Raw genomic sequence first — 25,068 nt, forward strand, 5'->3', positions numbered from 1 at the left:
AAGTCGATGAGTACCTTGGAGTTCGTCTCAGCATCCGCTGACGGCATTGTCGCCAACGCTGCGCCACTCGTCACAGCACCCGCTCTGGTCGCCGGTCTGGGCGCCCATCCCGCGCTCACCGTGCCGCTGGTATGCGGCCGCCCCACCGGCACCGCCGAGATCTGGCGGCGATTGGACGAGGCGGCACGCTTCTTCGGCGCCGAGATCCGGCCGGTCAGCGCGTTGCATGACGCCCTGCACGGCTTTCTCGCCGAGGCCGCGGCACGGCACGGGCAGGTCACGGTGGCCGCGCAGATCCAGCTCATCGAGGTCGACGGGCAGAACGAGTTCGTGGTGGCGGGCACGGTGATCGACGCCACCCGGCCCGAGCCGGTGGCGTTGGCCGCGCAGCGGGGCCCGCTCCAGGACCGGACACCGCACTGGCGCCGGATGGCCGCCCGCACCAGCAGTCGGGCCGAGGCCCGGCTGGTCGAGCAGGATCTGAATGCCCGCGGTTACGCCGACGTGGTCACCGTCGACGGTGCGCTGATCGGGAACCCGGGTCTGGGGGCCCTGATCGTCGAGACCGCCGACGGGAAGACCGGTCTCGGGGCGGATGTGCTGACGCTGCTGCAGGCCGCCGGACTCCTCGATGCGGCGGTGCCGTGTACGGATCTTCCGCTGGCGTTGTCGGGCGCGAAACGCGTGTGGTGGGTGTCACCACGGTTCGAAACCCACCCGGTCCGCGTCATCGGCACCCATCATTTCGAGTCGGAGGTGCCGGGCCATGAGTGAGACATTTCCGCGAGAGACGTTCGACACGTTCGTGATCGACGGCCACGACTGGGACGGCAGCACGCTGTCCCTGCGCTACACGCTGCGCGGCCCGAACCCGGTGACCTTCACCGAGGTGATCGACTTCGGTGACACCCTGGCCGGTGCGCAACCGGATCCGCTGCTGAGCAGGCTCCTGACGCTGACCTGCTCGTTGAGCTACTTCAAGGCCGCCGCACCCGGGCGGATCGAGATCGCTTTCCCGACGCACGATTTCGAGCGGCACTATCTGGCCGCGCTGATCGAGGGCGGGCTCGGCGAGTTCGCCTACACCAACCGGTTGCCCGGTGCCCTGACGCCGGAGATCACCGGGCCGCCGGCCACCGCGCAATCGCGCGCCGCCGACGGCTGGGATCCCGCCGCAACGCCGCTGGTGCCGGTCGGCGGCGGCAAGGATTCGGTGGTCTCCATCGAGGCGTTCCGGCATCACGGGATCGCGCCGATGCTGTTCAGCGTCAACCGGTACGACCCGATCGACCGCTGCATCGAGGTCAGCGGTCTGGACAGCGTGCACGTGAAGCGCAGCATCGACCGTGGTCTGATCAAGGCCAACGCCGAGGGGGCCTACAACGGCCACGTGCCGGTGACCGCGATCAACAGTGTGATCGGATTGATCGTCGCCGACGCCCGCGGGTTCGGGCCGGTGGTGCTGTCCAACGAGCGATCCTCCAACGTCGGCAACGTCGAATGGCTGGGCCGCGACATCAACCACCAGTGGTCCAAGTCACTGACCTACGAGACCTTGCTGCGAGACACACTGGCGCGCCATGGGTTCAATCCGGATCGCTACTTCTCGCTGCTGCGCGGATTGTCCGAATCGCAGATCGCCGACCGGTTCGCCACCGCGGACCAGTACTTCGGCGTGTTCACCAGCTGCAACCGGCTGTTCGCACTGGACCCGAGCCGGCGTGCCAGTTCGTGGTGCGGGCAGTGCCCCAAATGCCAGTTCGTGTTCGTGCTGCTGGCGCCGCGCCTGGGCCGCCCGACCTGCGAGAAGATCTTCGGCCGCAACCTGTTCGCCGACACCGGAAATCGGGACGGGATGGCCGACATCCTGGGGCTCGGCGTGCACAAACCGTTCGAATGCGTGGGGGAGTACTACGAGGCCGCCGAGGCGATGCTCGCGGTGATCGACGACCCGCAGTGGCAGGGACTGGAGCTGGTCGACGAATTCGCCGGGCAGCGAACGCAGTTGGCTGCGGTTGCGGTGAACCCGGATCCCAGCCCCGCCCGGCACCATGTGCCGGCGCGATATGCGAAGTTGCTCGATGACTGAACTCGCCGGCCGGGTGGTCGGTATCTGGGGTCTGGGCAAGGAAGGGCTGTCGATGGCCCGCACCGCCGCCGCGCACGGCGCTGCCCGCATCGTCGCCGTCGACGACCGGGCCAACGCTCAGGCGCCCGAGATCGCGAATCTGACAGTCTTTTTCGGGCCCGACGCACCGGCCCGGCTGCGTGACACCGATGTCGTCTTCGTCAGCCCGGGGGTGCCCTGGCGGCATCCGGTGTTCGAGGAACTGCGCGGCAGCGCCGCATCGGGTGCCGGCCCGGCGGTGTCCAACGCCGCGGACTGGTACATGGGCCGGCACGGTGCCCACACGGTGGGCATCACCGGCACCAAGGGCAAGAGCACCACGGCCGCCTTCCTGGCACACCTGCTGACCGGCCTGGGCGTCCCCGCGGTGGCCGCAGGCAACATCGGGACGCCGCTGTCGGATCTGGAGCCCGCCGACGGCGAGTGGGTGGTGGCCGAGCTGTCCAGTCAGCAGTGCGCGCTACTGCGCACACCGCCTGCGGTGTCGGTGATCACCAATCTGTACCAGGACCACCTCGATTTCCACGGTGACGTGGCGTCCTATTACGAGGCCAAGTCGCATGTCTTCGGATCGGCGACCCGCGCCCTGGTGACGACCCCTGACGTCGTGGAATCGCTTCGGGAGATCGGTATCTCGCAGTTGCCGCCGGTGCGGGACGTGGACCCCGCCGAGGTCCGGGTGCCGGCCGGGGATTCGGTGCTCTCGTACTCGCACAACACCGTCAACGCCGCGCTGGCCGCACTGGCCGCCGGGCAGGTGCTGGGCCGCGCGGTGACCGATGCCGAGGTGGACGCTGCCGCCGCGTCGTTCACCGGTCTGCCGCACCGCCTGCAGACCGTGCGCCGCACCGGGGTGACCCGATGGATCGACGACACGCTGGCGACCACCGGCGAGGCGGTGGTCGCCGCGCTGCGCGCGATGCGCCCCGATGAGGAGATCGCGTTGATCGTCGGCGGCATGGACCGGTCCCTGGACTACCGTCAGCTCGACGATTTTCTGTGCAGTGGGCAACGCCGGGTGCGGCTGATCCAGGGGCCGACCAACGGCGCCCTGATCGGCGTGCGGTTCGCCGCCGCGCACCCCGAGCGCACCCATCTGGTGGACGACCTGCAGGAGGCCGTCCGGGTGGCCGCAGCGGCCGCCGCCGACGTGGTGTTGCTGTCCCCGGGCGCGGCCAGTTACGACATTTTCCGCAACTACGAAGAAAAAGCGGCGATGTACTGCAGTTATATCGACGTCGTCGAGACGCTCTAACCTGGACCCGTGCCCGATCCAGCGACTTACCGGCCCGCGCCGGGTTCGATTCCTGTCGAACCCGGCGTTTATCGGTTCCGCGATCCGCACGGCCGGGTGATCTATGTCGGCAAGGCCAAGAGCCTGCGCAGCCGACTGAATTCCTACTTCGCCGACATCTCCGGACTGGCCCCGCGTACCCGGCAGATGGTGATGACCGCGGGCAGCGTCGAGTGGACCGTGGTGTCCACCGAGGTCGAGGCGCTGCAGCTGGAATACAACTGGATCAAGGAATTCGATCCGCGATTCAACATCCGCTACCGGGACGACAAGTCCTACCCGGTGCTGGCGGTGACCCTGAACGAGGAGTATCCCCGGCTGTTCGTCTACCGCGGGCCGCGCCGCAAAGGGGTGCGCTATTTCGGGCCGTACTCGCACGCCTGGGCGATCCGCGAGACCCTGGACCTGCTGACCCGGGTGTTCCCGGCCCGCACCTGTTCGGCTGGAGTGTTCAAGCGGCACAGGCAGATCGACCGTCCGTGTCTGCTCGGCTACATCGACAAGTGCTCGGCCCCGTGCATCAACCGGGTGACCGCGGAGCAGCACCGCCAGATCGTGCTGGACTTCTGCGACTTCCTGGCCGGCAAGACCGACCGGCTGGTCCGCGACATGGAGCGGCAGATGAACGCCGCCGCCGAGAGCCTCGATTTCGAGCGGGCGGCCCGGCTGCGTGACGACATCGGCGCGCTCAAGCGTGCGCTGGAGAAGCAGACCGTGGTGTTCGGCGACGGGACCGATGCCGACGTGGTGGCCTTCGCCGACGACGACCTCGAGGCGGCGGTCCAGGTGTTCCACGTCCGCGGGGGACGGGTGCGCGGCCAGCGCGGGTGGGTCGTGGAGAAGACGGGTGAACCCGGGGCCGAGGGGGAGGCGCCGCTGGTCGAGCAGTTCCTCACCCAGTTCTACGGGGACCAGGCCGAGCTCAGCGCCGGTGCGGGGGACGAGGCCACCAACCCGGTACCCAAAGAGGTTCTGGTGCCGGTACTTCCGGACAATGCCGACGAACTCGCGGACTGGCTGTCGGGCCTGCGCGGTTCGCGGGTGTCGCTGCGGGTGCCCCAGCGCGGGGACAAGCGGGCGCTCGCCGAGACGGTGCAGCGCAACGCCCAGGAGGCGCTGGCCCAGCACAAGCTCAAACGGGCCGGTGATTTCAACGCCAGATCGGAAGCGCTGCAGAGCATTCAGGAGACCCTCGGGCTCGACGAAGCGCCGCTGCGCATCGAGTGCGTGGACATCAGCCATGTGCAGGGCACGGATGTGGTGGCCTCTCTGGTGGTGTTCGAGGACGGCCTGCCGCGTAAGTCCGATTACCGGCACTATGCGATCCGCGAGGCCGCCGGCGACGGCCGCTCCGATGACGTCGCGTCCATCGCCGAGGTCACCCGTCGGCGGTTCGCCCGCCATGTCGCCGACGCCGAACAACCGATGGCCGCCGAAGGCAAGTCACGCCGGTTCGCCTACCCGCCGAACCTGTTCGTCGTCGACGGTGGCGCCCCGCAGGTCAACGCGGCGGCCGCGGTGCTCAAGGACCTCGGTGTGACCGATGTCGCGGTGATCGGTCTGGCCAAACGACTCGAAGAGGTGTGGGTGCCGGGGCCGTCGGCCGATCCGGTGATCTTCCCGCGCACCAGCGAGGGGCTGTATCTGCTGCAGCGTGTCCGCGACGAGGCGCACCGCTTCGCGATCACCTTCCACCGCAGCAAGCGGTCCAAGCGGATGACGGCCTCGGCGCTGGATTCGGTGCGTGGGCTGGGCGAGCACCGGCGCAAGGCGTTGGTGACCCATTTCGGCTCGGTGTCACGGCTGCGCGCGGCGAGCGTCGAGGAGATCACCGCGGTGCCCGGCATCGGGGTGACGACGGCCAAGGCGGTCCTGGAAGCGCTGGGTGTGCCCCGGGACGCAACCCCCGAGCCCGCATCCGACGCCCCGAACCATTCCGACACGCCCGAGCCGATTTTGCACGATGATCTACCCCGGGCCGATCTTGCCCGAGCCGAACCCCCCGGACTCGATCCACCCCAGACCGACGAGCAACCCATCCCCGACCCACACAGCGAACAGATATCGGAGTGGCAGACCAGCGAATGAGCGAGGAATCAGGCATTGAAGTCGTGCTGGTCACCGGATTGTCAGGCGCCGGCCGCGGCACCGCTGCCAAGGTGCTCGAAGACCTCGGCTGGTACGTCGCCGACAATCTGCCACCCGAACTGATCGCCCGGATGGTCGATCTGGGGTTGGACGCCGGGTCGCGGATCACCCAACTGGCCCTGGTGATGGATGTCCGGTCGCGCGGCTTCACCGGTGACCTGGACTCGGTGCGCAACGAACTGGCGACCCGCGGCATCCGGCCCCGGGTGGTGTTCATGGAGGCCGCCGACGAGATCCTGGTCCGGCGCTACGAGCAGAACCGACGCAGTCACCCGTTGCAGGGCGACCAGACGCTGGCCGAGGGCATCGCCGCCGAACGCGCCATGCTGGCCCCGGTCCGTGCGGCCGCCGACCTGGTGATCGACACCTCGACGCTGGCGGTGCCGGCCCTGCGGGAGAGCATCGAACGTGCCTTCGGCGGTGAGACCGTCGCCTACACCAACGTCACGGTGGAATCGTTCGGTTACAAGTACGGGCTGCCGATGGACGCCGACACGGTCATGGATGTCCGCTTCCTGCCCAACCCGCACTGGGTCGACGAGCTGCGCCCGCACACCGGGCAGCACCCGGCGGTCCGGGACTTCGTGCTCGGGCAGGAAGGCGCCGCGGAGTTTCTCGATACCTATCATCGGCTGCTGGGGGTGGTGATCGACGGGTACCGCCGGGAGGGAAAGCGGTACATGACGGTGGCCATCGGCTGCACCGGGGGCAAGCACCGCAGCGTCGCCATCGCCGAGGCGCTGACGGAGCGGCTGCGTGATGACGATCATCTGACGGTGCGGGCGCTGCACCGGGATCTGGGTCGCGAATGACGGGTGTCGAGCCATGACCCCGCGAAGACGAGCGCGCGTGAGGATCGCAGTGAGGTACGAACGAGGACCGGAGCGCGCGGGAGTCGAGCCATGACGCCGCGCATCGTCGCGCTCGGCGGCGGTCACGGCCTGTATGCGACGTTGTCGGCGGCGCGGCGGCTCACTCCGCACGTCACCGCCGTCGTGACCGTCGCCGACGACGGCGGATCCTCCGGGCGCCTGCGCAGCGAACTCGACGTCGTGCCGCCCGGTGATCTGCGAATGGCGTTGGCCGCATTGGCCTCCGACTCACCGCACGGCCGGCTGTGGGCCACGATCATCCAGCACCGGTTCGGCGGCAGCGGCGCGCTGGCCGGTCACCCCATCGGCAACCTGATGCTGGCCGGGCTCAGCGAGGTGCTGGCCGATCCGGTGGCCGCACTCGACGAGTTGGGCCGCGTCCTGGACCTCAAGGGCCGGGTGCTACCGATGTGTCCGCTGGCCCTGCAGATCGAGGCCGATGTGGCCGGGCTGGAATCCGACCCGCGGATGTTCCGGGTGATCCGCGGGCAGGTGGCGGTCGCCACCACCGTCGGGCAGGTCCGCCGCGTCCGGCTGCTGCCCGGTGACCCGCCCGCCACCCGGCAGGCCGTCGACGCGATCATGGCCGCCGATCTGGTGGTGTTGGGACCCGGATCGTGGTTCACGAGTGTGATCCCGCACGTACTGGTGCCCGGGCTGGCCGCCGCGCTGCGGGAGACCGCCGCGCGGCGCGCGCTGGTGCTGAATCTGGCGGCCGAGCCGGGGGAGACCGCCGGCTTCTCCGCCGAACGGCACATCCACGTGCTGGCCCAGCACGCCCCGGGATTTCAGGTCGACGACATCATCATCGACGCGGCGCGGGTGCCCAGCGACCGGGAGCGCGAACAACTCGCCCGAACGGCTACGCTGCTCGGCGCCAACGTCGAATTTGCCGCCGTATCGCGACCTGGTACACAGTTACATGACCCGTCGCTGCTGGCAGCAGCTCTTGAAGCAGTGCGCCTGCGCGGCCGGGGTCCCGGCGCGCCCGGCGGTCAGGAGAATCCCGGCGCGGCACACAGCGGGCAACGACGATCGAACGCACCAAGGGGGGACCAGTCGTGGCAATGACGGCCGAGGTCAAGGACGAGCTGAGCCGTCTGGTCGTGAACTCGGTGAGCGCGCGCCGCGCCGAGGTGTCGGCGCTGCTGCGCTTCGCCGGCGGTCTGCACATCGTCGCCGGCCGGGTGGTCGTGGAGGCCGAGGTCGACCTCGGCATCATCGCCCGCCGGCTGCGCAAGGACATCTACGACCTGTACGGCTACAACGCGGTGGTGCACGTGTTGTCGGCCAGTGGCATCCGCAAGAGCACCCGCTACGTGGTGCGGGTCGCCAAGGACGGTGAGGCGCTGGCACGCCAGACCGGTCTGCTCGACCTGCGCGGCCGGCCGGTGCGCGGGCTGCCCGCCCAGGTGGTCGGTGGCAGCGTCGGCGACGCCGAAGCAGCCTGGCGTGGCGCATTTTTGGCGCACGGATCGCTCACCGAGCCCGGCCGGTCCTCCGCGCTGGAGGTCAGCTGCCCGGGCCCGGAGGCGGCGTTGGCGCTGGTCGGTGCGGCCCGGCGGCTCGGGATCAGTGCCAAGGCCCGTGAGGTGCGGGGCAGCGATCGGGTGGTGGTGCGCGACGGCGAGGCCATCGGTGCGCTGCTGACCCGGATGGGCGCCCAGGACACCCGGTTGACCTGGGAGGAGCGCCGGATGCGGCGCGAGGTCCGGGCCACCGCCAACCGGCTGGCCAACTTCGACGACGCGAACCTGCGCCGCTCGGCGCGGGCCGCGGTGGCCGCCGCGGCCCGGGTGGAGCGCGCGCTGCACATCCTCGGCGACACCGTCCCCGATCATCTGGCCCAGGCCGGCCGGCTCCGGGTCGAGCACCGGCAGGCTTCGCTGGAGGAGTTGGGCCGGCTGGCCGATCCGCCGATGACCAAAGACGCCGTGGCGGGCCGGATTCGGCGTCTGCTGTCGATGGCCGACCGCAAGGCCAAGCAGGACGGCATCCCCGACACCGAGTCGGCGGTCACCCCGGATCTGCTCGAGGACGCCTGAGCCGATCGGATCTCAGGCGGCGACCAGATCCTGATGCCCCAGCGGATTGGCGGCCGGGTTGGCGGCCAGTGCCTCGAGCACGACCGCCCAGGTCTGCGGGGCCGTCACGACGTTCAGGTGGCCCAGGATCTGTCCGGGGTAACGGTCCTGCAGGATGATGTTGGTGACGTTCGGGCCGTCCAGCGCATTGTTGGTGTACGGGGTGGCGACCTCGTCGTAGATGGTGCTGATCGTGGTGTACAGCACGCCGGGCCGGGTGTCGCCGTTGCCGTAGATCTCGTCCTGGAACGGGGAACCGGCGGACTGCTGGTAGATGGCCGGCGCCAATGCCCGGAAGACGGAGATGAACACCTGCCGCAGGATCGGGGTGCGTAGCACGCCGGAGACCAGGCCGTTGAAGTCCGATCCGTTGTGGCCCGGCGAGATGCCGATGAGTTGCGAGACCTTGTCCGCCCCACCGAGATTGTTGATGTAGTACGAGGGCAGATTGCCGCCGCCCTGCGAGTGCCCGATCAGGATGACCTGCGGCGCACCGGTCTCCGCCAGCACCCGGTCGATCTCGGCTTCGAGTTCGAGGGCGGACTTGCGGATGTCGCCGATCGACTGGATCGGGAAATTCGGGTTCGTGGTGTTGTTGCCGTAGTTGAAGGTGTAGACCTTGTAGCCCGCGTTCGCCAGCACCGGTGCACCCACGGCCCAGTTCAGACCCTGGGTCAGGGCGGTCGGGTTGACCAGGATGATCGGCAGCGGATGCTCGGCGGTGACGGTGATCGACGGGTCGTTGGCGCCCGGCGGCGGCTTCTGCGGATTGAAGAAGCCCAGGCCGTCCAGCAGGCCGTAGTTGACGGCGAACCGGCCGCCGGTCGGTGCGTGCAGCGACCCGCCGACCAGGGTGCGGCCGACGGCGGCAGCGGCGTTGGCGACCGAGGTGGCCAGCAGATACGGCACACCGAGCAGCCGGTGGGGCCCGAAGGCCTGCGCGACGGCGGTGGCCGCGGAGTGCACCACCGACACCACGATCGTCCCGACATCGGAGAGCCCGCCGGTCAGTTGGCGGCCGAGCTGCGCGAACGTGGCGATCGGCACGGGGGTGCGGGAGGTCGCGGCGGCGGAGGCCGATGCCGCCGGTGCGGCGGGGGCGAGGATCGGGGCGGCCGCCCCATCCGAGGACGGTCCGGCAGCCGGGGTGTCCGGCACCGACGCCGCCGGTGCCACGGCGTCGCGTCGGGTCGCGGTCCTGCTGGTCGCGGCCGGCGCTTCGGTGTGCGACCGGACCCGCTTCGGGGACCGGGGCACCGTCGTGGGCGTGCGCACCGCGGTCTCGTCGGGCAGCGCCGACGTCTCGTCCGGTGTCGCGGGCTGGTCCTCGACCGGCGCCGGGGTGTCGGTGTCGGTGTCGGTCTCGGGCGCGTCGGTGTCGGCTGCTTCCGCGTCGGCGGACATCTGCGCCTTCCGTGGCGGCCGGACGGCGGATCTGGGGCTTTTCGTCTCGGTGCCCTGCACCGACCGGGGCCCCTTTTTCGGTGTCGCAGACCCGGATTCAGAGCGTTGCGATGTCGCGGCGGGGCCCGGCTCGCCGCCCGAGGAGGTGGCGTCGTCGGCATGCGCGAGGGCACCGGACGCCCCGAACGTGGTGGTCAGCGCCAGCACGAAGGCGGCCAGCACGAGCCGCAGCGCCGCCGCGACGTTGGGCAACCGAATCTCGGACATTCGGACGGATGTCTCGGGCAACTGCAGGCCTTCCCTCGGGTGCCTGGACAATAACGGCAGGCCAGCGCGGGTGTAGGCAAGATCGTGGATTTGTCTCCCGGCGGCGTGGCCGGTGAATCGACCGTTCAACGTGCTCGATATCGACCCGGCTGACCAGCGTGCACGCGCCGAAACCGACACCATTAGGCTGGCCTGTGAGCAGTTCACCGCGAGTTCCCCACAGCTAGGAGAGACACGTGACCATCCGGGTAGGCGTTAACGGCTTCGGTCGAATCGGACGTAACTTCTTCCGCGCCCTCGATGCGCAGAAGGCAGCCGGCAAGAACACCGACATCGAGATCGTCGCGGTCAATGACCTGACCTCGAACGCGACGCTCGCGCACCTTTTGAAATTCGACTCGATCCTGGGCCGGTTGCCCTACGAGGTGAGCCTCGAGGGCGAGGACACCATCGTCGTCGGCGACCAGAAGATCAAGGCGCTGTCGGTCAAGGAAGGCCCGTCGGCTCTGCCCTGGGGCGACCTGGGCGTCGACGTCGTCGTCGAGTCGACCGGCATCTTCACCAAGCGCGACAAGGCCCAGGGCCACCTCGACGCGGGTGCCAAGAAGGTCATCATCTCCGCGCCCGCCAGCGATGAGGACATCACCATCGTGCTCGGCGTGAACGAGGACAAGTACGACGGCAGCCAGAACATCATCTCCAACGCCTCGTGCACCACCAACTGCCTCGGCCCGCTGGCCAAGGTCCTCAACGACGAGTTCGGCATCGTCAAGGGTCTGATGACCACGATCCACGCCTACACCCAGGACCAGAACCTGCAGGACGGCCCGCACAGCGACCTGCGCCGTGCCCGTGCCGCCGCCATCAACATCGTCCCGACCTCGACCGGTGCCGCCAAGGCCATCGGCCTGGTGCTGCCCGAGCTCAAGGGCAAGCTGGACGGCTACGCCCTGCGGGTGCCGATCCCCACCGGCTCGGTCACCGACCTGACCGCGGAGCTGAAGAAGTCGGCCACCGCCGACGAGATCAACGCCGCCATGAAGGCCGCCGCCGAGGGCAAGCTCAAGGGCATCCTGAAGTACTACGACGCCCCGATCGTCTCCAGCGACATCGTCACCGACCCGCACAGCTCGCTGTTCGACGCCGGCCTGACCAAGGTCATCGACAACCAGGCCAAGGTCGTCTCCTGGTATGACAACGAGTGGGGCTACTCCAACCGCCTCGCGGATCTGGTTGCCCTGGTCGGTAAGTCGCTGTAGCTCGCGATCATGGCGATCAATTCACTGTCTGACCTGCTCGCCGAAGGTGTTGAAGGTCGGGGCGTCCTGGTGCGCTCCGACCTCAACGTCCCCCTCGACGACAACGGGAACATCACCGACCCGGGGCGCATCATCGCCTCGGTGCCCACGCTCAAGGCACTCGCCGAGGCGGGGGCCAAGGTCGTCGTCACCGCCCATCTGGGTCGCCCCAAGGGCGAACCGGACCCGAAGTTCTCGCTGGCCCCGGTGGCCGCGGCGCTGTCCGAGCAGCTGGGCCGGCACGTTCAGCTGGCCGGCGACGTCGTCGGCACCGATGCGCTCGCGCGCGCCGAAGGTCTGACCGACGGGGACGTGCTGCTGCTGGAGAACATCCGCTTCGATGCGCGGGAGACCAGCAAGGACGACGCCGAACGTCTGGCGCTGGCCAAGGCGCTGGCCGGGCTGGTCGAGGGCGCCGACGGTACGCCCGGCGCCTTCGTCTCCGACGGGTTCGGCGTGGTGCACCGCAAGCAGGCATCGGTCTATGACGTCGCCACCCTGCTGCCGCACTACGCGGGCACCCTGGTGGCCACCGAGGTGAAGGTGCTCGAGCAGCTGACCAGTGCAGGCGAGCGGCCTTACGCCGTGGTGCTCGGCGGGTCCAAGGTGTCCGACAAGCTCGCGGTCATCGAGAACCTGGCGACCAAGGCCGACAGCATCGTCATCGGTGGCGGCATGTGCTTCACCTTCCTTGCCGCCCAAGGTGTTTCGGTCGGTTCCTCGCTGCTGCAGGAGGAGATGTTGGATACCTGCAGGCACCTGCTCGAAAAGTACGGTGACGTGATCCACCTGCCGGTCGACATCGTGGCCGCGGACAGGTTCGCTGCCGACGCGAACACCGAAACCGTGGCCGCAGACCAGATTCCGGACGGGAAGATGGGCCTGGACATCGGACCCGAGTCGGTCAAGCGGTTCGCCGCGCTGCTGTCCAACGCCAAGACGGTCTTCTGGAACGGCCCGATGGGCGTGTTCGAGTTCGAGGCGTTCGCCGCGGGCACCAAGGGTGTCGCCGAGGCGATCATCGGGGCCACCGGCAAGGGTGCGTTCAGCGTGGTCGGCGGCGGCGATTCGGCCGCCGCGGTGCGACTGCTCGGCCTGCCCGAGGACGGTTTCTCGCACATCTCCACCGGCGGTGGCGCATCGCTGGAGTACCTGGAGGGCAAGACCCTTCCCGGCATCGACGTTCTGGAGTCCTGACACATGGCACGTAAGCCGCTCATCGCCGGCAACTGGAAGATGAACCTCAATCACTTCGAGGCCATCGCGCTGGTACAGAAGATCGCATTCGCCTTGCCGGACAAGTATTTCGACAAGGTCGACGTCACCGTCATCCCGCCGTTCACCGATCTGCGCAGCGTGCAGACGCTGGTCGACGGGGACAAGCTGCGCCTCACCTACGGCGCCCAGGACGTGTCCCAGCACGATTCGGGTGCCTACACCGGCGAGATCAGCGGTGCGTTCCTGGCCAAGCTGGGTGTCACCTTCGCCGTCGTCGGGCACTCCGAACGCCGCACCTACCACGGCGAGACCGACGAACTGGTCGCCGCCAAGGCCAAGGCGGCGCTCAAGCACGGGCTGACCCCCATCGTGTGCATCGGTGAGCCGCTGGAGATCCGTGAAGCGGGCAACCACGTCGAGTTCAACGTGACCTCGCTGCGCGGGTCGCTGGCCGGGCTGACGGCCGAGCAGATCGGCCAGACCGTCATCGCCTACGAACCGGTCTGGGCGATCGGCACCGGCCGGGTGGCCAGCGCCGCCGACGCACAGGAGGTGTGTGCCGCCATTCGCGCCGAGTTGGCGGAATTGGCCGACAAGGACGTGGCCGCGTCGGTGCGGGTGCTCTACGGCGGGTCGGTGAACGCCAAGAACGTCGGCGAGATCGTCGGACAGACCGATGTGGACGGCGCCCTGGTCGGTGGTGCCTCGCTGGACGGGGAGCAGTTCGCCACCCTGTCGGCGATCGCCGCCGGTGGGCCCCTGCCTTGATCGACCCGGGCGTGATTTGCGCACATCGACCGGTGCTCAGCGCCGGTTTCCGTGCGCAAATCACGCCCGTGTAGGCTGTCCGCCATGGAACTCGCTCTGCAGATCGTGCTGATCATCACCAGTCTTCTGACGGTGTTGCTCGTGCTGCTGCATCGGGCCAAGGGCGGCGGTCTCTCCACGCTCTTCGGTGGCGGCGTGCAGTCCAGCCTCTCCGGTTCGACCGTGGTGGAGAAGAACCTGGACCGCCTGACGCTCTTCGTCGTCGGCATCTGGCTGGTGTCCATCATCGGCATGGCACTGCGCATCAAGTACAACGCATAGGTCGGGCCTCGTTCTGCGCCCTGTGTGCGCGGCGCGGATAATCGACTGATGGCTGACGCTGGAGATTCTGTCCTCGCCCCTGTCGGATCGGTGCGTCGAACGCAGGTCGGCCGTGAGGCCACCGAGCCGATGCGCGAGGACATCCGGTTGCTCGGGGCCATTCTCGGTGACACCGTCCGGGACCAGAACGGCGATGCCGTCTTCGATCTCGTCGAACGTGCCCGGGTGGAGTCCTTCCGGGTCCGCCGGTCCGAGATCGATCGGACCGAACTGGCCGACCTGTTCCGGGATATCGATGTGCACCAGGCGATTCCGGTCATCCGGGCGTTCACCCATTTCGCCTTGCTGGCCAATGTGGCCGAGGACATCCACCGCGAGCGGCGCCGCGCGATCCACGAAGCGGCCGGCGAGCCGCCGCAGGACAGCACCCTGGCGGCCACCTACCGCAAACTCGATGCGGCGCAGCTGGACGCCGCCGAGGTCGCGGACGCGCTGACCGGCGCGCTGGTGTCGCCGGTGATCACCGCGCACCCCACCGAAACCCGGCGTCGCACCGTTTTCGACACCCAACACCAGATCACCGAACTCATGCGGCTGCGTCTGCACGGCCACACCCGGACCGAGGCCGGTCGTGACATCGAGACCGAACTGCGCAGGCACATCCTCACGCTCTGGCAGACCGCGTTGGTGCGGCTGTCACGGCTGAAGATCTCCGATGAGATCGAGACCGGCCTGCGGTACTACCCGGCGGCGTTCCTGGAGGTCATTCCGCGGGTGAACGCCGAGGTCCGGGCGGCCCTGCAGGAACGCTTCCCGGACGCCGACCTGCTGGCCCAGCCGATCCTGCGTCCGGGATCCTGGATCGGCGGTGACCGTGACGGCAACCCGAACGTCACCGCCGAGGTGGTGCGGCTGGCCACCGGTCGGGCCGCCTTCACCGCCTTCGACCATTACTTCGGTGAGATCACCGCGCTGGAGGAGGAGCTGTCCATGTCGGCGCGGCTGGTGCGGGTCAGCGACGCGCTGACCGCGCTCGCCGACGTGTGCCACGAGCCCGCCCGCAGCGATGAACCCTACCGCCGGGCGCTGCGTGTCATCCACGCCCGGCTCACCGCCACGGCCGCGCAGATCCTGGACCGCCAGCCCGAGCACGAACTCGATCTCGGCTTGCCGGCCTACGAGACCCCGTCCGAGCTGCTCGAAGAGCTGGACACCGTCGATGAATCGCTGCGCGCCAACGGCTCTGCGGTGCTCGCCGACGACCGGCTGGCGCGCCTGCGGGAAGCGGTGCGGGTCTTCGGTTTCCACCTGTCCGGGTTGGATATGCGACAGAACTCGGAGGTACACGAGAACGTGGTCGCCGAGCTGCTGGCCTGGGCCGGGGTGCATGACGACTACCTGTCGCTGGCCGAGGACGACCGGGTGGCGCTGCTGGCCGCCGAGATCGGCACCCGGCGGCCGCTGATCGGTCCCGGTGCCCATCTCTCGGAGCTGGCGAGCAAGGAGCTCGGCATCGTCAACGCCGCGGCGCGGGCCGTGAGAGTATTCGGGCCGCAGGCGATTCCGAACTACGTCATCTCGATGTGCCAGTCGGTTTCCGACATCCTGGAGGCGGCGCTGCTGCTCAAGGAGGCCGGCCTGTTCGACACCTCCGGGGACGAACCGTACGTGCCGGTCGGGATCGTGCCGTTGTTCGAGACCATCGACGATCTGCAGCGCGGATCCTCGATCCTGGAAGCGGTCCTCGACGTCCCGGTGTACGCCGCGGCGGTGGCCGCCCGCGGCGGCCAGCAGGAAGTCATGCTGGGATATTCGGACTCCAACAAGGACGGCGGCTATCTGGCCGCGAACTGGGCGCTGTACCGCGCCGAACTCGACCTCGTCGAGTCCGCGGAGAAGACCGGAATCCGGTTGCGGCTGTTCCACGGTCGCGGCGGAACCGTCGGCCGCGGTGGCGGTCCCAGCTATGACGCCATCCTGGCCCAGCCGCCCGGGGCGGTGCGCGGGTCACTGCGGATCACCGAGCAGGGCGAGGTGATCGCCGCAAAGTACGCCGAACCGCGGATCGCGCACCGCAACCTGGAGACCCTGCTGGCGGCGACGCTGGAATCCACCCTGCTGGACATCGAGGGGCTCGGGGATTCCGCGGAGGACGCCTACGCGGTACTCGACGATCTCGCCGCGCGTGCACAGCGGGCGTATTCCGAACTCGTCCACGAGACACCGGGATTCGTGGAGTACTTCAAGGAGTCCACCCCGGTCAGTGAGATCGGTGCGCTCAACATCGGCAGCCGGCCGACCTCGCGTAAACCGACGACGGCCATCTCCGACCTGCGGGCGATTCCCTGGGTGCTGGCCTGGAGCCAGTCCCGGGTGATGTTGCCCGGCTGGTACGGCACCGGAACGGCGTTCGAGGAGTTCGTCGCAGGCGGGGCGGGCAGACTCGAGGTGCTGCAGGACCTGTACGAACGCTGGCCGTTCTTCCGGACGGTCCTGTCGAACATGGCCCAGGTGCTCTCCAAATCGGATCTGGGCCTGGCGGCACGGTATTCGGAGCTGGTGGCCGATGAGGATCTGCGGGCCCGGGTGTTCGACAAGATCGTCGCCGAGCATGAGCGCACCGTGCGGATGCACGGACTCATCACCGGCCAGGACGATCTGCTGGCCGACAACCCGGCGCTGGCCCGGTCGGTGTTCAACCGGTTCCCATACCTGGAACCGCTGAACCATCTGCAGGTCGAATTGCTACGCCGGTACCGGTCCGGTGACGAGGACGAACTGGTGCAGCGCGGCATCCTGCTGACGATGAGTGGGCTTGCCAGCGCCCTGCGGAACTCCGGCTAGGTCAGATCCGGGCCAACCGCCGGGCCTGACCCACCACACCGCGGACGGCGTTCTCGACCGATGCCAGTGGGCCGGCGATCGCCTCGCCGATCTCGACGATGGCCTCGACCCGCGCCACGATCATCTCGAGCCGCTCCACCATGCTGACCAGTCGGGGGGCCAGTTCATCGATGCTGGTGATGGTGGCGTTGAAGCGATCCAGCGTGACGTCGAGGTCGCCGATCGAGCTGTTGAGCGTGACGACGGTCCGGTCGAGGTCGGTCAGCAGGGCCTCGACCTGCACGACGGTGGCGTCGGCGTTGAGCGCGGCCTGGGTCAGTGTCTTGATCCGCCGGCTCGCCGGACGGGTACGGCCGTCCCCCTTGTCTGCCATGAGGCCAGTATGTCGCCGCCTCGTTCGGCAGGGAACCGAAACGGGCCGACCTGCGTCTTATCTGTATGGCGAACTTCTGCTGCGGAAGCCCGCGGTTACGCACGGACACCGGTTCGGCCCGCGCGGTGGCCGACTATCTCGCCGGTTACGGGGAGGCGCTGGCCGACCGCGGCGCGGACCAGCCCGAGCGGCTGGCCGACGACTGACCTCGTCGGGCTCGGCTCGGTTCGGTACTGTCCGTGTGATGCTCGACATCGAGACTCCGGCCCTGGTGGTCGATCTCGCACGATTGACCTCGAACGTGGCGGCGATGGCCGACGTCGCACGCGGGAAGGCGGTCGATCTTCGGCCGCACGCCAAGACACACAAGAGCATTCAGATCGCAAACCTGCAGATCGGGGCCGGTGCCGTCGGCATCACGGTGGCGACCGTGTCCGAGGCCGAGGCCTTCGCCCACCACGGGGTGGACGACATCCTGATCGCCTACCCGATTCTGCCGCTGGGCGGGAAGGCGAAGAGATTCCGGGAACTCGTCGATCGCGTCCGGCTCCGGGTCGGGGTGGACAGTGCCGCAGGAGCATCGGCGGTGGCCGAGGCCGCCGACGGCCGCGATGTCTCGGTGCTGATCGAGATCGACAGCGGACAGCATCGGACCGGGGTGCCCGCAGCGGAGGCCGCAGCACTTGCGGCGCAGTGCCGCCGGGCCGGGCTGACCGTCGAGGGTGTCTTCACCCACGGTGGGCATGCGTATTCGGGCCCGGATGCGCCCGCCGGAGCCGGGATGGACGAGGGCGACCAGCTCGCGCTCGCTGCTCGCGCACTGCGGGACGCAGGATTCGTCATCTCCGTGGTGAGTGCCGGATCGACACCGACCTGGAGATCACCGCGCCCACCCGAGGTCACCGAGGAACGTCCGGGCACCTATGTGTTCGGTGACCGGCAACAGGTCGCTCTCGGGGCCCAGGACCCGGGTGACTGCGCTGCGTGGATCGCGGCCACCGTGGTCAGTGTCCGCGGTGGCCGGATTGTCATCGATGCCGGATCCAAAACGCTCACCGGTGAACGGCCCGGTTGGCTGGATGGCTACGGCATCGTTCCCGAGTTGGGCAACGCGGTGATCACCCGGGTCTCGGAGCACCACGGGATCCTCGACGACGTGGACACCTCGGACGTCTGTGTCGGTGACATGGTGTCGGTGATTCCCAACCACATCTGCACTGCGGTCAACCTTTTCGACGAGTATGTGGTCGTCGAGGACGGGCGGGTGGTCGACCGGTGGGAGCTGATCGCCCGGGGAAAGAACGTCTAACGGCCAGGGAGCTTGGAGGCGGCGGCCTGGTCCAGCAGCCAGACGGTCGCCTCGCGACCCACGGCACCGGCGGCCGGGATGTCCACCGGATCGGCGCCGCCGATCGCCGCGGCGACGGCATCCGCCTTCTCCGCACCGGCCACCACCAGCCACACCTCGCGGGCTCGCCGCACCGCCGGCAGCGTCAGCGTGATGCGGCGCGGCGGCGGCTTGGGGGAGTCGGTCACCGCGACCACCAGTCGCTCGCTCTCGCGCACCGCGTCGGTATCGGGGAACAGCGAGTTGACATGGCCCTCGCCGCCCATGCCGAGCAGGTGCACGTCGAACTCGTCGGGCAGCAGTGCCTCATAGGCGGCGGCGGCCTCGTCGATGGAATCCCCGAAGTCCCCGTCGCTGGCCGCCATCGGATGAACGTTCGCCGGCGGGATGGCGATCGTCTCCAGCAGCGCCTCGTACGCCTGGCGGTGGTTACGCTCGGCGTCCGCCGCGGGCACGAAGCGGTCGTCACCCCAGAACAGCGCCACCTTGGACCACTCGATGTCCGGGCCGTAAGCGGCGACGTGGCGCAGCAGCGCGATGCCGACGGTGCCGCCGGTCAGCACGATGACCGCCTGCCCGCGGGTCGCGACCGCCGAGGTGATCGCGCCGACCAGCCGGGCCCCGGCCGCCGCGGCGAGTTCCTTCGCGTCGAGGTAGGTCTCCAACACCCGTTCAGACATATGTCACCCTGTCGATTCCCTGTAGTGCTTCGTAGTAGATCTCGTCGGCGTCCAGACGCCGCATGTCCTCGGCCAGGCAGTCACGAGTCCCCCTGCGGGCCAACGGGATCTGCGCATCCGGTTTACCGGTGCGGGTGAGCGTCGCGGTGATGCCGTGCTGCGGACGGCTCAGCGTGATGACCTCGCTCGGTCTGGTCATCTCGATCTTCAGCTCGCCGACCTCGCGGGTGACCGGGCAATCGAGGCGGCCGGCCAGCCACCCGGCCAGGACATCCAGTGCGGGTTCGTCCTGGAGCCCGGACACCACGACCGATGTGATCGGTTCGTGCGGGGCGTTATCCACGGCGGCGGTCAGCAACGCCCGCCAGTAGGTGATCCGGCTCCACGCCAGGTCGGTGTCCCCGGCGGTGTACCCGGCCAGCCTGCTCTTGATGCAGGCCAGCGGGTCTTCGCCGTTGGTGGCGTCGGTGATGCGGCGGATCGCCAAGCGTCCCAACGGATGCTCTGCGGGCACCGGGGGTGCGAGCTCGGGCCACCAGGTGACCACCGGTGTGTCGGGCAGCAGGAACGGAGTGACCACGCTGCTGGCGTGGTCTGCGAGCGGGCCGGACAGCCGCAGCACCACCACCTCGTTCGCGCCGGCGTCGCTGCCGACCCGCAGCTGAGCGTCCAGCCGCGCGTCCTGATCCGTCCGGTCCCTGGCAATGACCACGATGACCCGGCAGGGATGCTCCCGGCTGGCCGCATTCGCGGCCTCGATCGATTCCTCCAGCACCGTCTCGGTCTGCGGTGCGACAACCAGTGTCAGCACCCGGCCGAGGGTGATCGCGCCGCCCTCTTCGCGCAGCGCGATGATCTTCTTGTTGATGGCACCGGTGTTGGTGTCGGGCAGGTCGACAATCATGGCTCGACTCCTCCTCGCTCCGCGCCTCGCTCGTGCCTCGCTGCGATGCTCACTCGTCGTCGCCTTCGCGGATCATGGCTCGACTCCTCCTCGCTCCGCGCCTCGCTCGTGCCTCGCTGCGATGCTCACTCGTCGTCGCCTTCGCGGATCATGGCTCGACTCCTCCTAGGAACATCAGGGCCTCCGCCATTCGCGTCCGGTCCGGTGCAGCATCTCGAACGCCGATTCCGGGCCCCAGGTACCCGACTCGTAGGTATCGGGTTTGCCGTTCTTGGCCCAGTACTGCAGCGCGGGATCCAAGATCTTCCAGGACAATTCGACTTCGTCATTGACCGGGAACAGGGACGGCTCGCCGAGCAGCACATCCAGGATCAGCCGCTCGTAGGCCTCCGGCGATTCCTCCGCGAACGCCGAGCCGTAGGAGAAGTCCATGCTGACGTCGCGCACCTCCATGGCATTGCCCGGCACCTTGGACCCGAACCGCAGGGTGATGCCCTCATCCGGCTGCACCCGGATCACCAGGGCATTCTTGCCCAGCTCCTCGGTCATGGTGGCGTCGAACGGCAGGTGCGGTGCCCGCTTGAACACCAGTGCAATCTCGGTCACCCTGCGGCCCAACCGCTTTCCGGTCCGCAGATAGAACGGCACACCGGCCCAGCGCCGGGTGTCGACATCGACTGTGATGGCCGCGAACGTCTCGGTCAGCGAAGTCTGCGAGAACCCCTCCTCGTCGAGCAGACCCACCACCTTCTCGCCGCCCTGCCAGCCCGCCGCGTACTGGCCGCGCGAGGTGGTCTCGTCCAGCGGCTCGGCCAGCCGGCTCGCGGCGAGCACCTTGATCTTCTCTGCCTGCAGTTCGGCGGGGGAGAAGCTGACCGGCTCCTCCATCGCGGTCAAGGCCAGCAGCTGGATCAGATGGTTCTGGATGACGTCACGGGCGGCGCCGACCCCGTCGTAGTACCCGCCGCGGCCACCGAGTCCGATGTCCTCGGCCATGGTGATCTGCACGTGGTCGACATAGTGTGCGTTCCAGATCGGTTCGAACATCTCGTTGGCGAACCGCAGCGCCAGGATGTTCTGCACGGTCTCCTTGCCGAGATAGTGGTCGATGCGGAACACCGACGACTCGGGGAAGACGCTGTTGACCAGAGCGTTGAGCTCCTCGGCGCTGGCCAGGTCATGCCCGAACGGCTTCTCGATGACGACCCGGCTCCAGCTCCCGTCCGTCCTGGCGGCCAGCCCGGTCCGCGACAGCTGCTGGAGCACCTGCGGGAACGCCTTCGGCGGGATCGACAGGTAGAAGGCGTGATTGCCGCTGGTGCCGCGTTCGGCGTCCAGGGTGTGCAGCGTTGCGGCGAGCCGACTGAACGCCTCGTCATCGTCGAAGGCGCCCTGGACGAACCGGAAGCCCTCGGCGAGCCGGTCCCACACCTCCTGCCGGAACGGTGTGCGGGCGTGCTGTTTGACCGCGTCGTAGACGACCTGGGAGAAGTCCTCGTCCGCCCAGTCCCGCCGGGCGAACCCGACCAACGCGAAACTGGGCGGCAGCAAGCCGCGATTGGCGAGATCGTAGATCGCCGGCATCAACTTCTTGCGGGCGAGATCGCCGGTGACACCGAAGATCACCACCGCGCACGGCCCCGGGATACGGGCCATCCGCTTGTCGCGTTTGTCCCGCAGCGGGTTACGCCAGGCAGCAGCTTCGGTCGTGCTCATCGCGGGTCCTCTGCTCGTCGTCGCTCGCTGCTTGGGAGGCTACCTCTGAGGCGTTATCTGTTCGCGGCGTCCAGCTGACCCTGGGTGGCTTCGAGCAGTTCGGCCCACGACTTCTCGAACTTCTCGACGCCCTCCTCCTCGAGGACCTTGAACACGTCGTCCTTGTCGATGCCGACCGCGACCAGCGCGTCGAACACACCCTGCGCGGCGGCCGCGGTGCCGGTGACGGTGTCACCGGTGACCACACCGTGGTCGGCGACCGCGTCCAGCGTCTTCTCCGGCATGGTGTTCACGGTGTTCGGGGCGACCAGCTCGGTGACGTACAGGGTGTCCGAGTAGTCCGGGTTCTTCACCCCGGTGGAGGCCCACAGCGGACGCTGGGCGCGGGCGCCGGCGGCCTGCAGGGCGGCGAACCGCTCGCCGCCGAACAGCTCCTCATAGGCCGCGTAGGCGAGGCGGGCGTTGGCCACCCCGGCCTGGCCGCGCAGATCCAGCGCCTCCTGCGACCCGATCTTCTCCAGTCGAGCGTCGATCTCGGTGTCCACCCGGGACACGAAGAACGAAGCGACCGAATGGATCTTGGACAGGTCGTGGCCGGCTTCCTTGGCCTTCTCCAGCCCGGCGAGGTACGCGTCGATGACGGCGCGGTGGCGCTCCACCGAGAAGATCAGCGTCACGTTCACCGAGATGCCCTCGGCGATGACCGCGGTGATGGCGGGCAGTCCGGCCAGCGTCGCGGGAATCTTGATCAGCAGGTTGGGGCGATCGACGATCTTCCACAACTCGATGGCCTGCAGGATGGTCTTGTCGGTGTCGCCCGCCAGGCGCGGGTCGACCTCGATGGACACCCGGCCGTCCACGCCGTCGGTCGCCTCGTAGACCTTGGCCAGCACATCGCAGGCGTTACGGACGTCGTCGGTGGTGACGGTGCGGATGGTGGCGTCCACATCGGCGCCCTGGGCCGCCAACTCGTTGACCTGATCGTCGTAGGCGGTGCCCGCCGACAGTGCGGCCTGGAAGATCGACGGGTTGGTGGTGACACCCACGACGCTCTTGGTCGCGATCAGATCGGCGAGGTTGCCGGTCTGCAGGCGCTCGCGGGACAGATCGTCGAGCCAGACGGATACGCCCGCGGCGGACAGTGCTGCGAGATTTGCGTTCTGAGACATGGTTATTCGCCTTACTTCTAGTTGTCGAGAGTTCGTTCGGCGGCAGCGACGACGGCTTCAGCGGTGAAACCGAACTCACGGAACAGCGTCTTGTCGTCGGCGGATTCGCCGTAGTGCTCGATCGAGATGATCTCGCCGGTGTCTCCGACCAGCTTGTGCCAGGACTGCGCGACACCGGCCTCCACCGCCACCCGGGCCGAAACATCGGGCGGCAGCACCGAATCCCGGTACTCCTTGGGCTGGGATTCGAACCACTCCACACACGGCATCGAGACCACCGCGGCGACGACGTCCTTCTCGCCCAGCAGCTTCTTGGCCTCGACGGCCAGCTGCAGTTCCGAGCCGGTGGCGATGATGATCACGTCGGCGTCCGACGCGTCGTCGCCGCCGAGGACGTAACCGCCCTTGGCGACACCGTCGGAGTCGGTGCCCTCCAGCACCGGGATGCCCTGCCGGGTCAGGATGAAACCGACCGGGCCGCTGCCGTTCCCGCGGGCGACGATGCTGCGCCAGGCGTAGGCGGTCTCGTTCGGGTCACCGGGGCGCACCACCGAGAGGTTCGGGATGGCGCGCAGCGCGGCCAGGTGCTCGATCGGCTGATGGGTGGGACCGTCCTCGCCGAGACCGATGGAATCGTGGGTCCAGATGTAGATGGTGTCGATGTCCATCAGTGAGGCCAACCGCACGGCGGGTCGCATGTAGTCCGAGAACTGCAGGAAGGTACCGCCGAAGGCGCGGGTCGGGCCGTGCAGCACGATGCCGGACAGGATCGATCCCATGGCGTGCTCGCGGATACCGAAGTGCAGCACCCGGCCGTACCAGTCCGCGGTGAAATCGTCGGTGGAGATGCTCGGCGGGCCGAACGACTTCACGCCCTTGATGGTCGTGTTGTTGCTGCCGGCGAGATCCGCTGAGCCGCCCCACAGTTCGGGCAACTTGGGGGCGACGTCGTTGAGCACCTGACCGAAGGCCGCGCGAGTGGCAACCGACTTGGAGCCCGGCTCCCAGTAGGTCAGGTCGGCGTCCCAGCCCTCGGGCAGTTCGTTGGCCAGCAGCCGGTCGAGCAGCATCTTGCGCTCCGGCTCACGCTCGGCCCAGGCGTCGAACTCGGTCTGCCACTTCTGATGTGCCTCGCGACCGCGGTCCACCAGCTTGCGGGTGTGCGCGATGACGTCGTCGCGCACCTCGAAGCTCTTCTCCGGGTCGAAGCCGAGGATCTTCTTGGTGGCCGCGACCTCGTCGGCGCCGAGCGCCGAGCCGTGCACCCCGCCGGTGTTCATCTTGGTGGGTGCCGGGTAGCCGATGATGGTCCGGATCGAGATGAACGACGGCTTGTCGGTCACCTTCTTGGCCTCGGCGATGGCCTTTTCGATGTCTACGACGTTCTCGCCGCCGACGATCTCCTGGACATGCCAGCCGTAGGCGCGGTAGCGGTCGGCGACGTTCTCGCTCAGCGCGATGTCGGTGTCGTGCTCGATGGAGATGTGGTTCTTGTCATAGAAGACGATGAGATTGCCCAGCTGCTGGGTGCCGGCCAGCGAGGAGGCCTCACCGGTGACGCCCTCTTCGATGTCGCCGTCGGAGGCGATCACATAGATGTAGTGGTCGAACGGGCTCTCACCGGCGGGGGCGTCCGGGTCGAACAGGCCGCGCTCGTAGCGGGCGGCCATGGCCATGCCGACCGCCGAGGCCAGCCCCTGACCCAACGGGCCGGTGGTGATCTCGACGCCCTTGGTGTGCCGGAACTCGGGGTGCCCGGGGGTCTTGGACTTCCAGGTCCGCAGCGCCTCGATGTCTTCGAGCTCGAGCCCGAAGCCGCCCATGTACAGCTGCAGGTAGATGGTCAGGCTGGAGTGCCCACAGGACAAGATGAAGCGGTCCCGGCCCAGCCAGTGGGTGTCGGACGGGTCGTGCCGCAGCTGGCGCTGGAACAGCGTGTAGGCCAGCGGCGCCAGGCTCATCGCGGTACCGGGGTGGCCGTTACCGACCTTTTGGACCGCATCGGCGGCCAGCACGCGCACGGTGTCCACCGCGACGGTATCCAGATCGGTCCAGTCATCGGGATGGTTCGGTTGCGTGAGGGCAGTTATCTCTTCGGCGGTGGTCACTACCGTCACTCCTAAACTTTTTTCTGCACTGCGGACTTCACTACGACAAACACCCTAGTGCCGCGATCTCATCCGCTGCAGACCGGTTCCTGCAGGTTTGGGTACCCGCAACTCCACGTTTTCC

The 25,068-nt window shown here is 68.4% G+C and carries 21 protein-coding genes; 14 read left to right on the forward strand and 7 right to left on the reverse strand.

What is annotated here, in order from left to right:
* The first annotated feature begins 6 nt into the window (after window positions 1–6).
* The 7 genes from K0O62_RS13455 to whiA all read left to right on the forward strand — a co-directional run bounded on the left by K0O62_RS13455 (window position 7) and on the right by whiA (window position 8,487).
* A complete protein-coding gene (locus K0O62_RS13455; protein WP_073854677.1) occupies window positions 7–774 on the forward strand; it encodes a hypothetical protein in 768 nt (255 codons plus the stop codon).
* Window positions 767–2,089 (forward strand): MurL-like N-terminal domain-containing, encoded by a 1,323-nt coding sequence (locus K0O62_RS13460; protein ID WP_073854679.1) that lies wholly within the window; start codon window positions 767–769, stop codon window positions 2,087–2,089. Before K0O62_RS13455 ends, K0O62_RS13460 begins: the two co-directional genes overlap by 8 nt.
* Complete coding sequence (murD, locus tag K0O62_RS13465) at window positions 2,082–3,383, forward strand: UDP-N-acetylmuramoyl-L-alanine--D-glutamate ligase (RefSeq protein ID WP_073854681.1); 1,302 nt, start codon at window positions 2,082–2,084, stop codon at window positions 3,381–3,383. Before K0O62_RS13460 ends, murD begins: the two co-directional genes overlap by 8 nt.
* A gap of 9 nt (window positions 3,384–3,392) precedes the next feature.
* Window positions 3,393–5,510 (forward strand): excinuclease ABC subunit UvrC, encoded by a 2,118-nt coding sequence (gene uvrC / locus K0O62_RS13470; protein WP_079244676.1) that lies wholly within the window; start codon window positions 3,393–3,395, stop codon window positions 5,508–5,510.
* Window positions 5,507–6,382, forward strand: coding sequence for an RNase adapter RapZ (rapZ, locus tag K0O62_RS13475; RefSeq protein WP_073854682.1), 876 nt, complete (start codon window positions 5,507–5,509; stop codon window positions 6,380–6,382). The genes uvrC and rapZ overlap by 4 nt, the downstream gene beginning before the upstream one ends.
* Before the next feature lie 90 nt (window positions 6,383–6,472).
* Window positions 6,473–7,513, forward strand: coding sequence for a uridine diphosphate-N-acetylglucosamine-binding protein YvcK (yvcK, locus tag K0O62_RS13480; protein WP_073854684.1), 1,041 nt, complete (start codon window positions 6,473–6,475; stop codon window positions 7,511–7,513).
* Window positions 7,510–8,487 (forward strand): DNA-binding protein WhiA, encoded by a 978-nt coding sequence (gene whiA, locus K0O62_RS13485; protein ID WP_097933510.1) that lies wholly within the window; start codon window positions 7,510–7,512, stop codon window positions 8,485–8,487. The genes yvcK and whiA overlap by 4 nt, the downstream gene beginning before the upstream one ends.
* Window positions 8,488–8,499: 12 nt before the next feature.
* Here whiA and K0O62_RS13490 read toward each other — a convergent pair whose 3' ends face one another.
* Entirely contained in the window at window positions 8,500–10,197 is a 1,698-nt protein-coding gene (locus K0O62_RS13490; protein ID WP_073854688.1) for an esterase/lipase family protein, read from the reverse strand.
* 236 nt (window positions 10,198–10,433) lie between these two features.
* Here K0O62_RS13490 and gap point away from each other — a divergent pair, with 236 nt between their 5' ends.
* The 5 genes from gap to ppc all read left to right on the forward strand — a co-directional run bounded on the left by gap (window position 10,434) and on the right by ppc (window position 16,646).
* On the forward strand, window positions 10,434–11,456 hold the full coding sequence (gene gap / locus K0O62_RS13495) for a type I glyceraldehyde-3-phosphate dehydrogenase (RefSeq protein ID WP_073854690.1): 1,023 nt from the start codon (window positions 10,434–10,436) through the stop codon (window positions 11,454–11,456).
* A gap of 9 nt (window positions 11,457–11,465) precedes the next feature.
* Window positions 11,466–12,692: a phosphoglycerate kinase gene (locus K0O62_RS13500; protein ID WP_073854692.1), complete on the forward strand. Its 1,227-nt coding sequence runs from the start codon at window positions 11,466–11,468 to the stop codon at window positions 12,690–12,692.
* Between the two features lie 3 nt (window positions 12,693–12,695).
* On the forward strand, window positions 12,696–13,481 hold the full coding sequence (gene tpiA / locus K0O62_RS13505; RefSeq protein WP_073854694.1) for a triose-phosphate isomerase: 786 nt from the start codon (window positions 12,696–12,698) through the stop codon (window positions 13,479–13,481).
* Window positions 13,482–13,565: 84 nt separating this feature from the next.
* Complete coding sequence (secG, locus tag K0O62_RS13510; RefSeq protein WP_073854696.1) at window positions 13,566–13,802, forward strand: preprotein translocase subunit SecG; 237 nt, start codon at window positions 13,566–13,568, stop codon at window positions 13,800–13,802.
* 48 nt (window positions 13,803–13,850) lie between these two features.
* A complete protein-coding gene (gene ppc / locus K0O62_RS13515; protein ID WP_073854698.1) occupies window positions 13,851–16,646 on the forward strand; it encodes a phosphoenolpyruvate carboxylase in 2,796 nt (931 codons plus the stop codon).
* A gap of 1 nt (window position 16,647) precedes the next feature.
* Here ppc and K0O62_RS13520 read toward each other — a convergent pair whose 3' ends face one another.
* Window positions 16,648–17,019 (reverse strand): ATPase, encoded by a 372-nt coding sequence (locus tag K0O62_RS13520; RefSeq protein WP_073854700.1) that lies wholly within the window; start codon window positions 17,017–17,019, stop codon window positions 16,648–16,650.
* A gap of 65 nt (window positions 17,020–17,084) precedes the next feature.
* Between K0O62_RS13520 and K0O62_RS13525 the strand changes: the two genes are divergently transcribed.
* Window positions 17,085–17,225 carry a hypothetical protein gene (locus tag K0O62_RS13525; protein WP_165636947.1) on the forward strand — a complete coding sequence of 47 codons (141 nt, stop codon included), beginning with the start codon at window positions 17,085–17,087 and terminating at the stop codon, window positions 17,223–17,225.
* A gap of 38 nt (window positions 17,226–17,263) precedes the next feature.
* A complete protein-coding gene (locus tag K0O62_RS13530) occupies window positions 17,264–18,328 on the forward strand; it encodes an alanine racemase (protein WP_073854702.1) in 1,065 nt (354 codons plus the stop codon).
* Here the strand turns inward: K0O62_RS13530 and pgl are convergent.
* The 5 genes from pgl to tkt form a co-directional block, all read right to left on the reverse strand.
* Window positions 18,325–19,047: a 6-phosphogluconolactonase gene (gene pgl, locus K0O62_RS13535; protein ID WP_073854704.1), complete on the reverse strand. Its 723-nt coding sequence runs from the start codon at window positions 19,045–19,047 to the stop codon at window positions 18,325–18,327. The genes K0O62_RS13530 and pgl overlap by 4 nt on opposite strands.
* Window positions 19,040–19,951, reverse strand: a complete 912-nt coding sequence (opcA, locus tag K0O62_RS13540) for a glucose-6-phosphate dehydrogenase assembly protein OpcA (protein ID WP_073854706.1) — start codon at window positions 19,949–19,951, stop codon at window positions 19,040–19,042. Before opcA ends, pgl begins: the two co-directional genes overlap by 8 nt.
* 174 nt (window positions 19,952–20,125) lie before the next feature.
* Entirely contained in the window at window positions 20,126–21,667 is a 1,542-nt protein-coding gene (gene zwf / locus K0O62_RS13545) for a glucose-6-phosphate dehydrogenase (RefSeq protein WP_073854708.1), read from the reverse strand.
* Between the two features lie 53 nt (window positions 21,668–21,720).
* On the reverse strand, window positions 21,721–22,836 hold the full coding sequence (tal, locus tag K0O62_RS13550; protein ID WP_073854710.1) for a transaldolase: 1,116 nt from the start codon (window positions 22,834–22,836) through the stop codon (window positions 21,721–21,723).
* 17 nt (window positions 22,837–22,853) lie between these two features.
* Window positions 22,854–24,944, reverse strand: coding sequence for a transketolase (gene tkt, locus K0O62_RS13555; protein WP_073854712.1), 2,091 nt, complete (start codon window positions 24,942–24,944; stop codon window positions 22,854–22,856).
* Window positions 24,945–25,068: the final 124 nt, after the last annotated feature.

The sequence above is a fragment of the Mycolicibacterium diernhoferi genome (assembly GCF_019456655.1).
GTDB classification, from domain to species: domain Bacteria; phylum Actinomycetota; class Actinomycetes; order Mycobacteriales; family Mycobacteriaceae; genus Mycobacterium; species Mycobacterium diernhoferi.

Excerpts from the sequence above, each read along its gene's own strand:
- pgl (WP_073854704.1), bottom strand. The coding sequence starts at position 19,047 with ATGTCTGAACGGGTGTTGGAGACCTACCTCGACGCGAAGGAACTCGCC.
- K0O62_RS13460 (WP_073854679.1), top strand. The coding sequence starts at position 767 with ATGAGTGAGACATTTCCGCGAGAGACGTTCGACACGTTCGTGATCGAC.
- murD (WP_073854681.1), top strand. The coding sequence starts at position 2,082 with ATGACTGAACTCGCCGGCCGGGTGGTCGGTATCTGGGGTCTGGGCAAG.
- tpiA (WP_073854694.1), top strand. The coding sequence starts at position 12,696 with ATGGCACGTAAGCCGCTCATCGCCGGCAACTGGAAGATGAACCTCAAT.
- secG (WP_073854696.1), top strand. The coding sequence starts at position 13,566 with ATGGAACTCGCTCTGCAGATCGTGCTGATCATCACCAGTCTTCTGACG.
- K0O62_RS13530 (WP_073854702.1), top strand. The coding sequence starts at position 17,264 with ATGCTCGACATCGAGACTCCGGCCCTGGTGGTCGATCTCGCACGATTG.
- tal (WP_073854710.1), bottom strand. The coding sequence starts at position 22,836 with ATGTCTCAGAACGCAAATCTCGCAGCACTGTCCGCCGCGGGCGTATCC.
- opcA (WP_073854706.1), bottom strand. The coding sequence starts at position 19,951 with ATGATTGTCGACCTGCCCGACACCAACACCGGTGCCATCAACAAGAAG.
- ppc (WP_073854698.1), top strand. The coding sequence starts at position 13,851 with ATGGCTGACGCTGGAGATTCTGTCCTCGCCCCTGTCGGATCGGTGCGT.
- zwf (WP_073854708.1), bottom strand. The coding sequence starts at position 21,667 with ATGAGCACGACCGAAGCTGCTGCCTGGCGTAACCCGCTGCGGGACAAA.
- K0O62_RS13500 (WP_073854692.1), top strand. The coding sequence starts at position 11,466 with ATGGCGATCAATTCACTGTCTGACCTGCTCGCCGAAGGTGTTGAAGGT.
- K0O62_RS13490 (WP_073854688.1), bottom strand. The coding sequence starts at position 10,197 with ATGTCCGAGATTCGGTTGCCCAACGTCGCGGCGGCGCTGCGGCTCGTG.
- K0O62_RS13525 (WP_165636947.1), top strand. The coding sequence starts at position 17,085 with ATGGCGAACTTCTGCTGCGGAAGCCCGCGGTTACGCACGGACACCGGT.
- K0O62_RS13455 (WP_073854677.1), top strand. The coding sequence starts at position 7 with ATGAGTACCTTGGAGTTCGTCTCAGCATCCGCTGACGGCATTGTCGCC.
- yvcK (WP_073854684.1), top strand. The coding sequence starts at position 6,473 with ATGACGCCGCGCATCGTCGCGCTCGGCGGCGGTCACGGCCTGTATGCG.
- K0O62_RS13520 (WP_073854700.1), bottom strand. The coding sequence starts at position 17,019 with ATGGCAGACAAGGGGGACGGCCGTACCCGTCCGGCGAGCCGGCGGATC.
- whiA (WP_097933510.1), top strand. The coding sequence starts at position 7,510 with ATGACGGCCGAGGTCAAGGACGAGCTGAGCCGTCTGGTCGTGAACTCG.
- rapZ (WP_073854682.1), top strand. The coding sequence starts at position 5,507 with ATGAGCGAGGAATCAGGCATTGAAGTCGTGCTGGTCACCGGATTGTCA.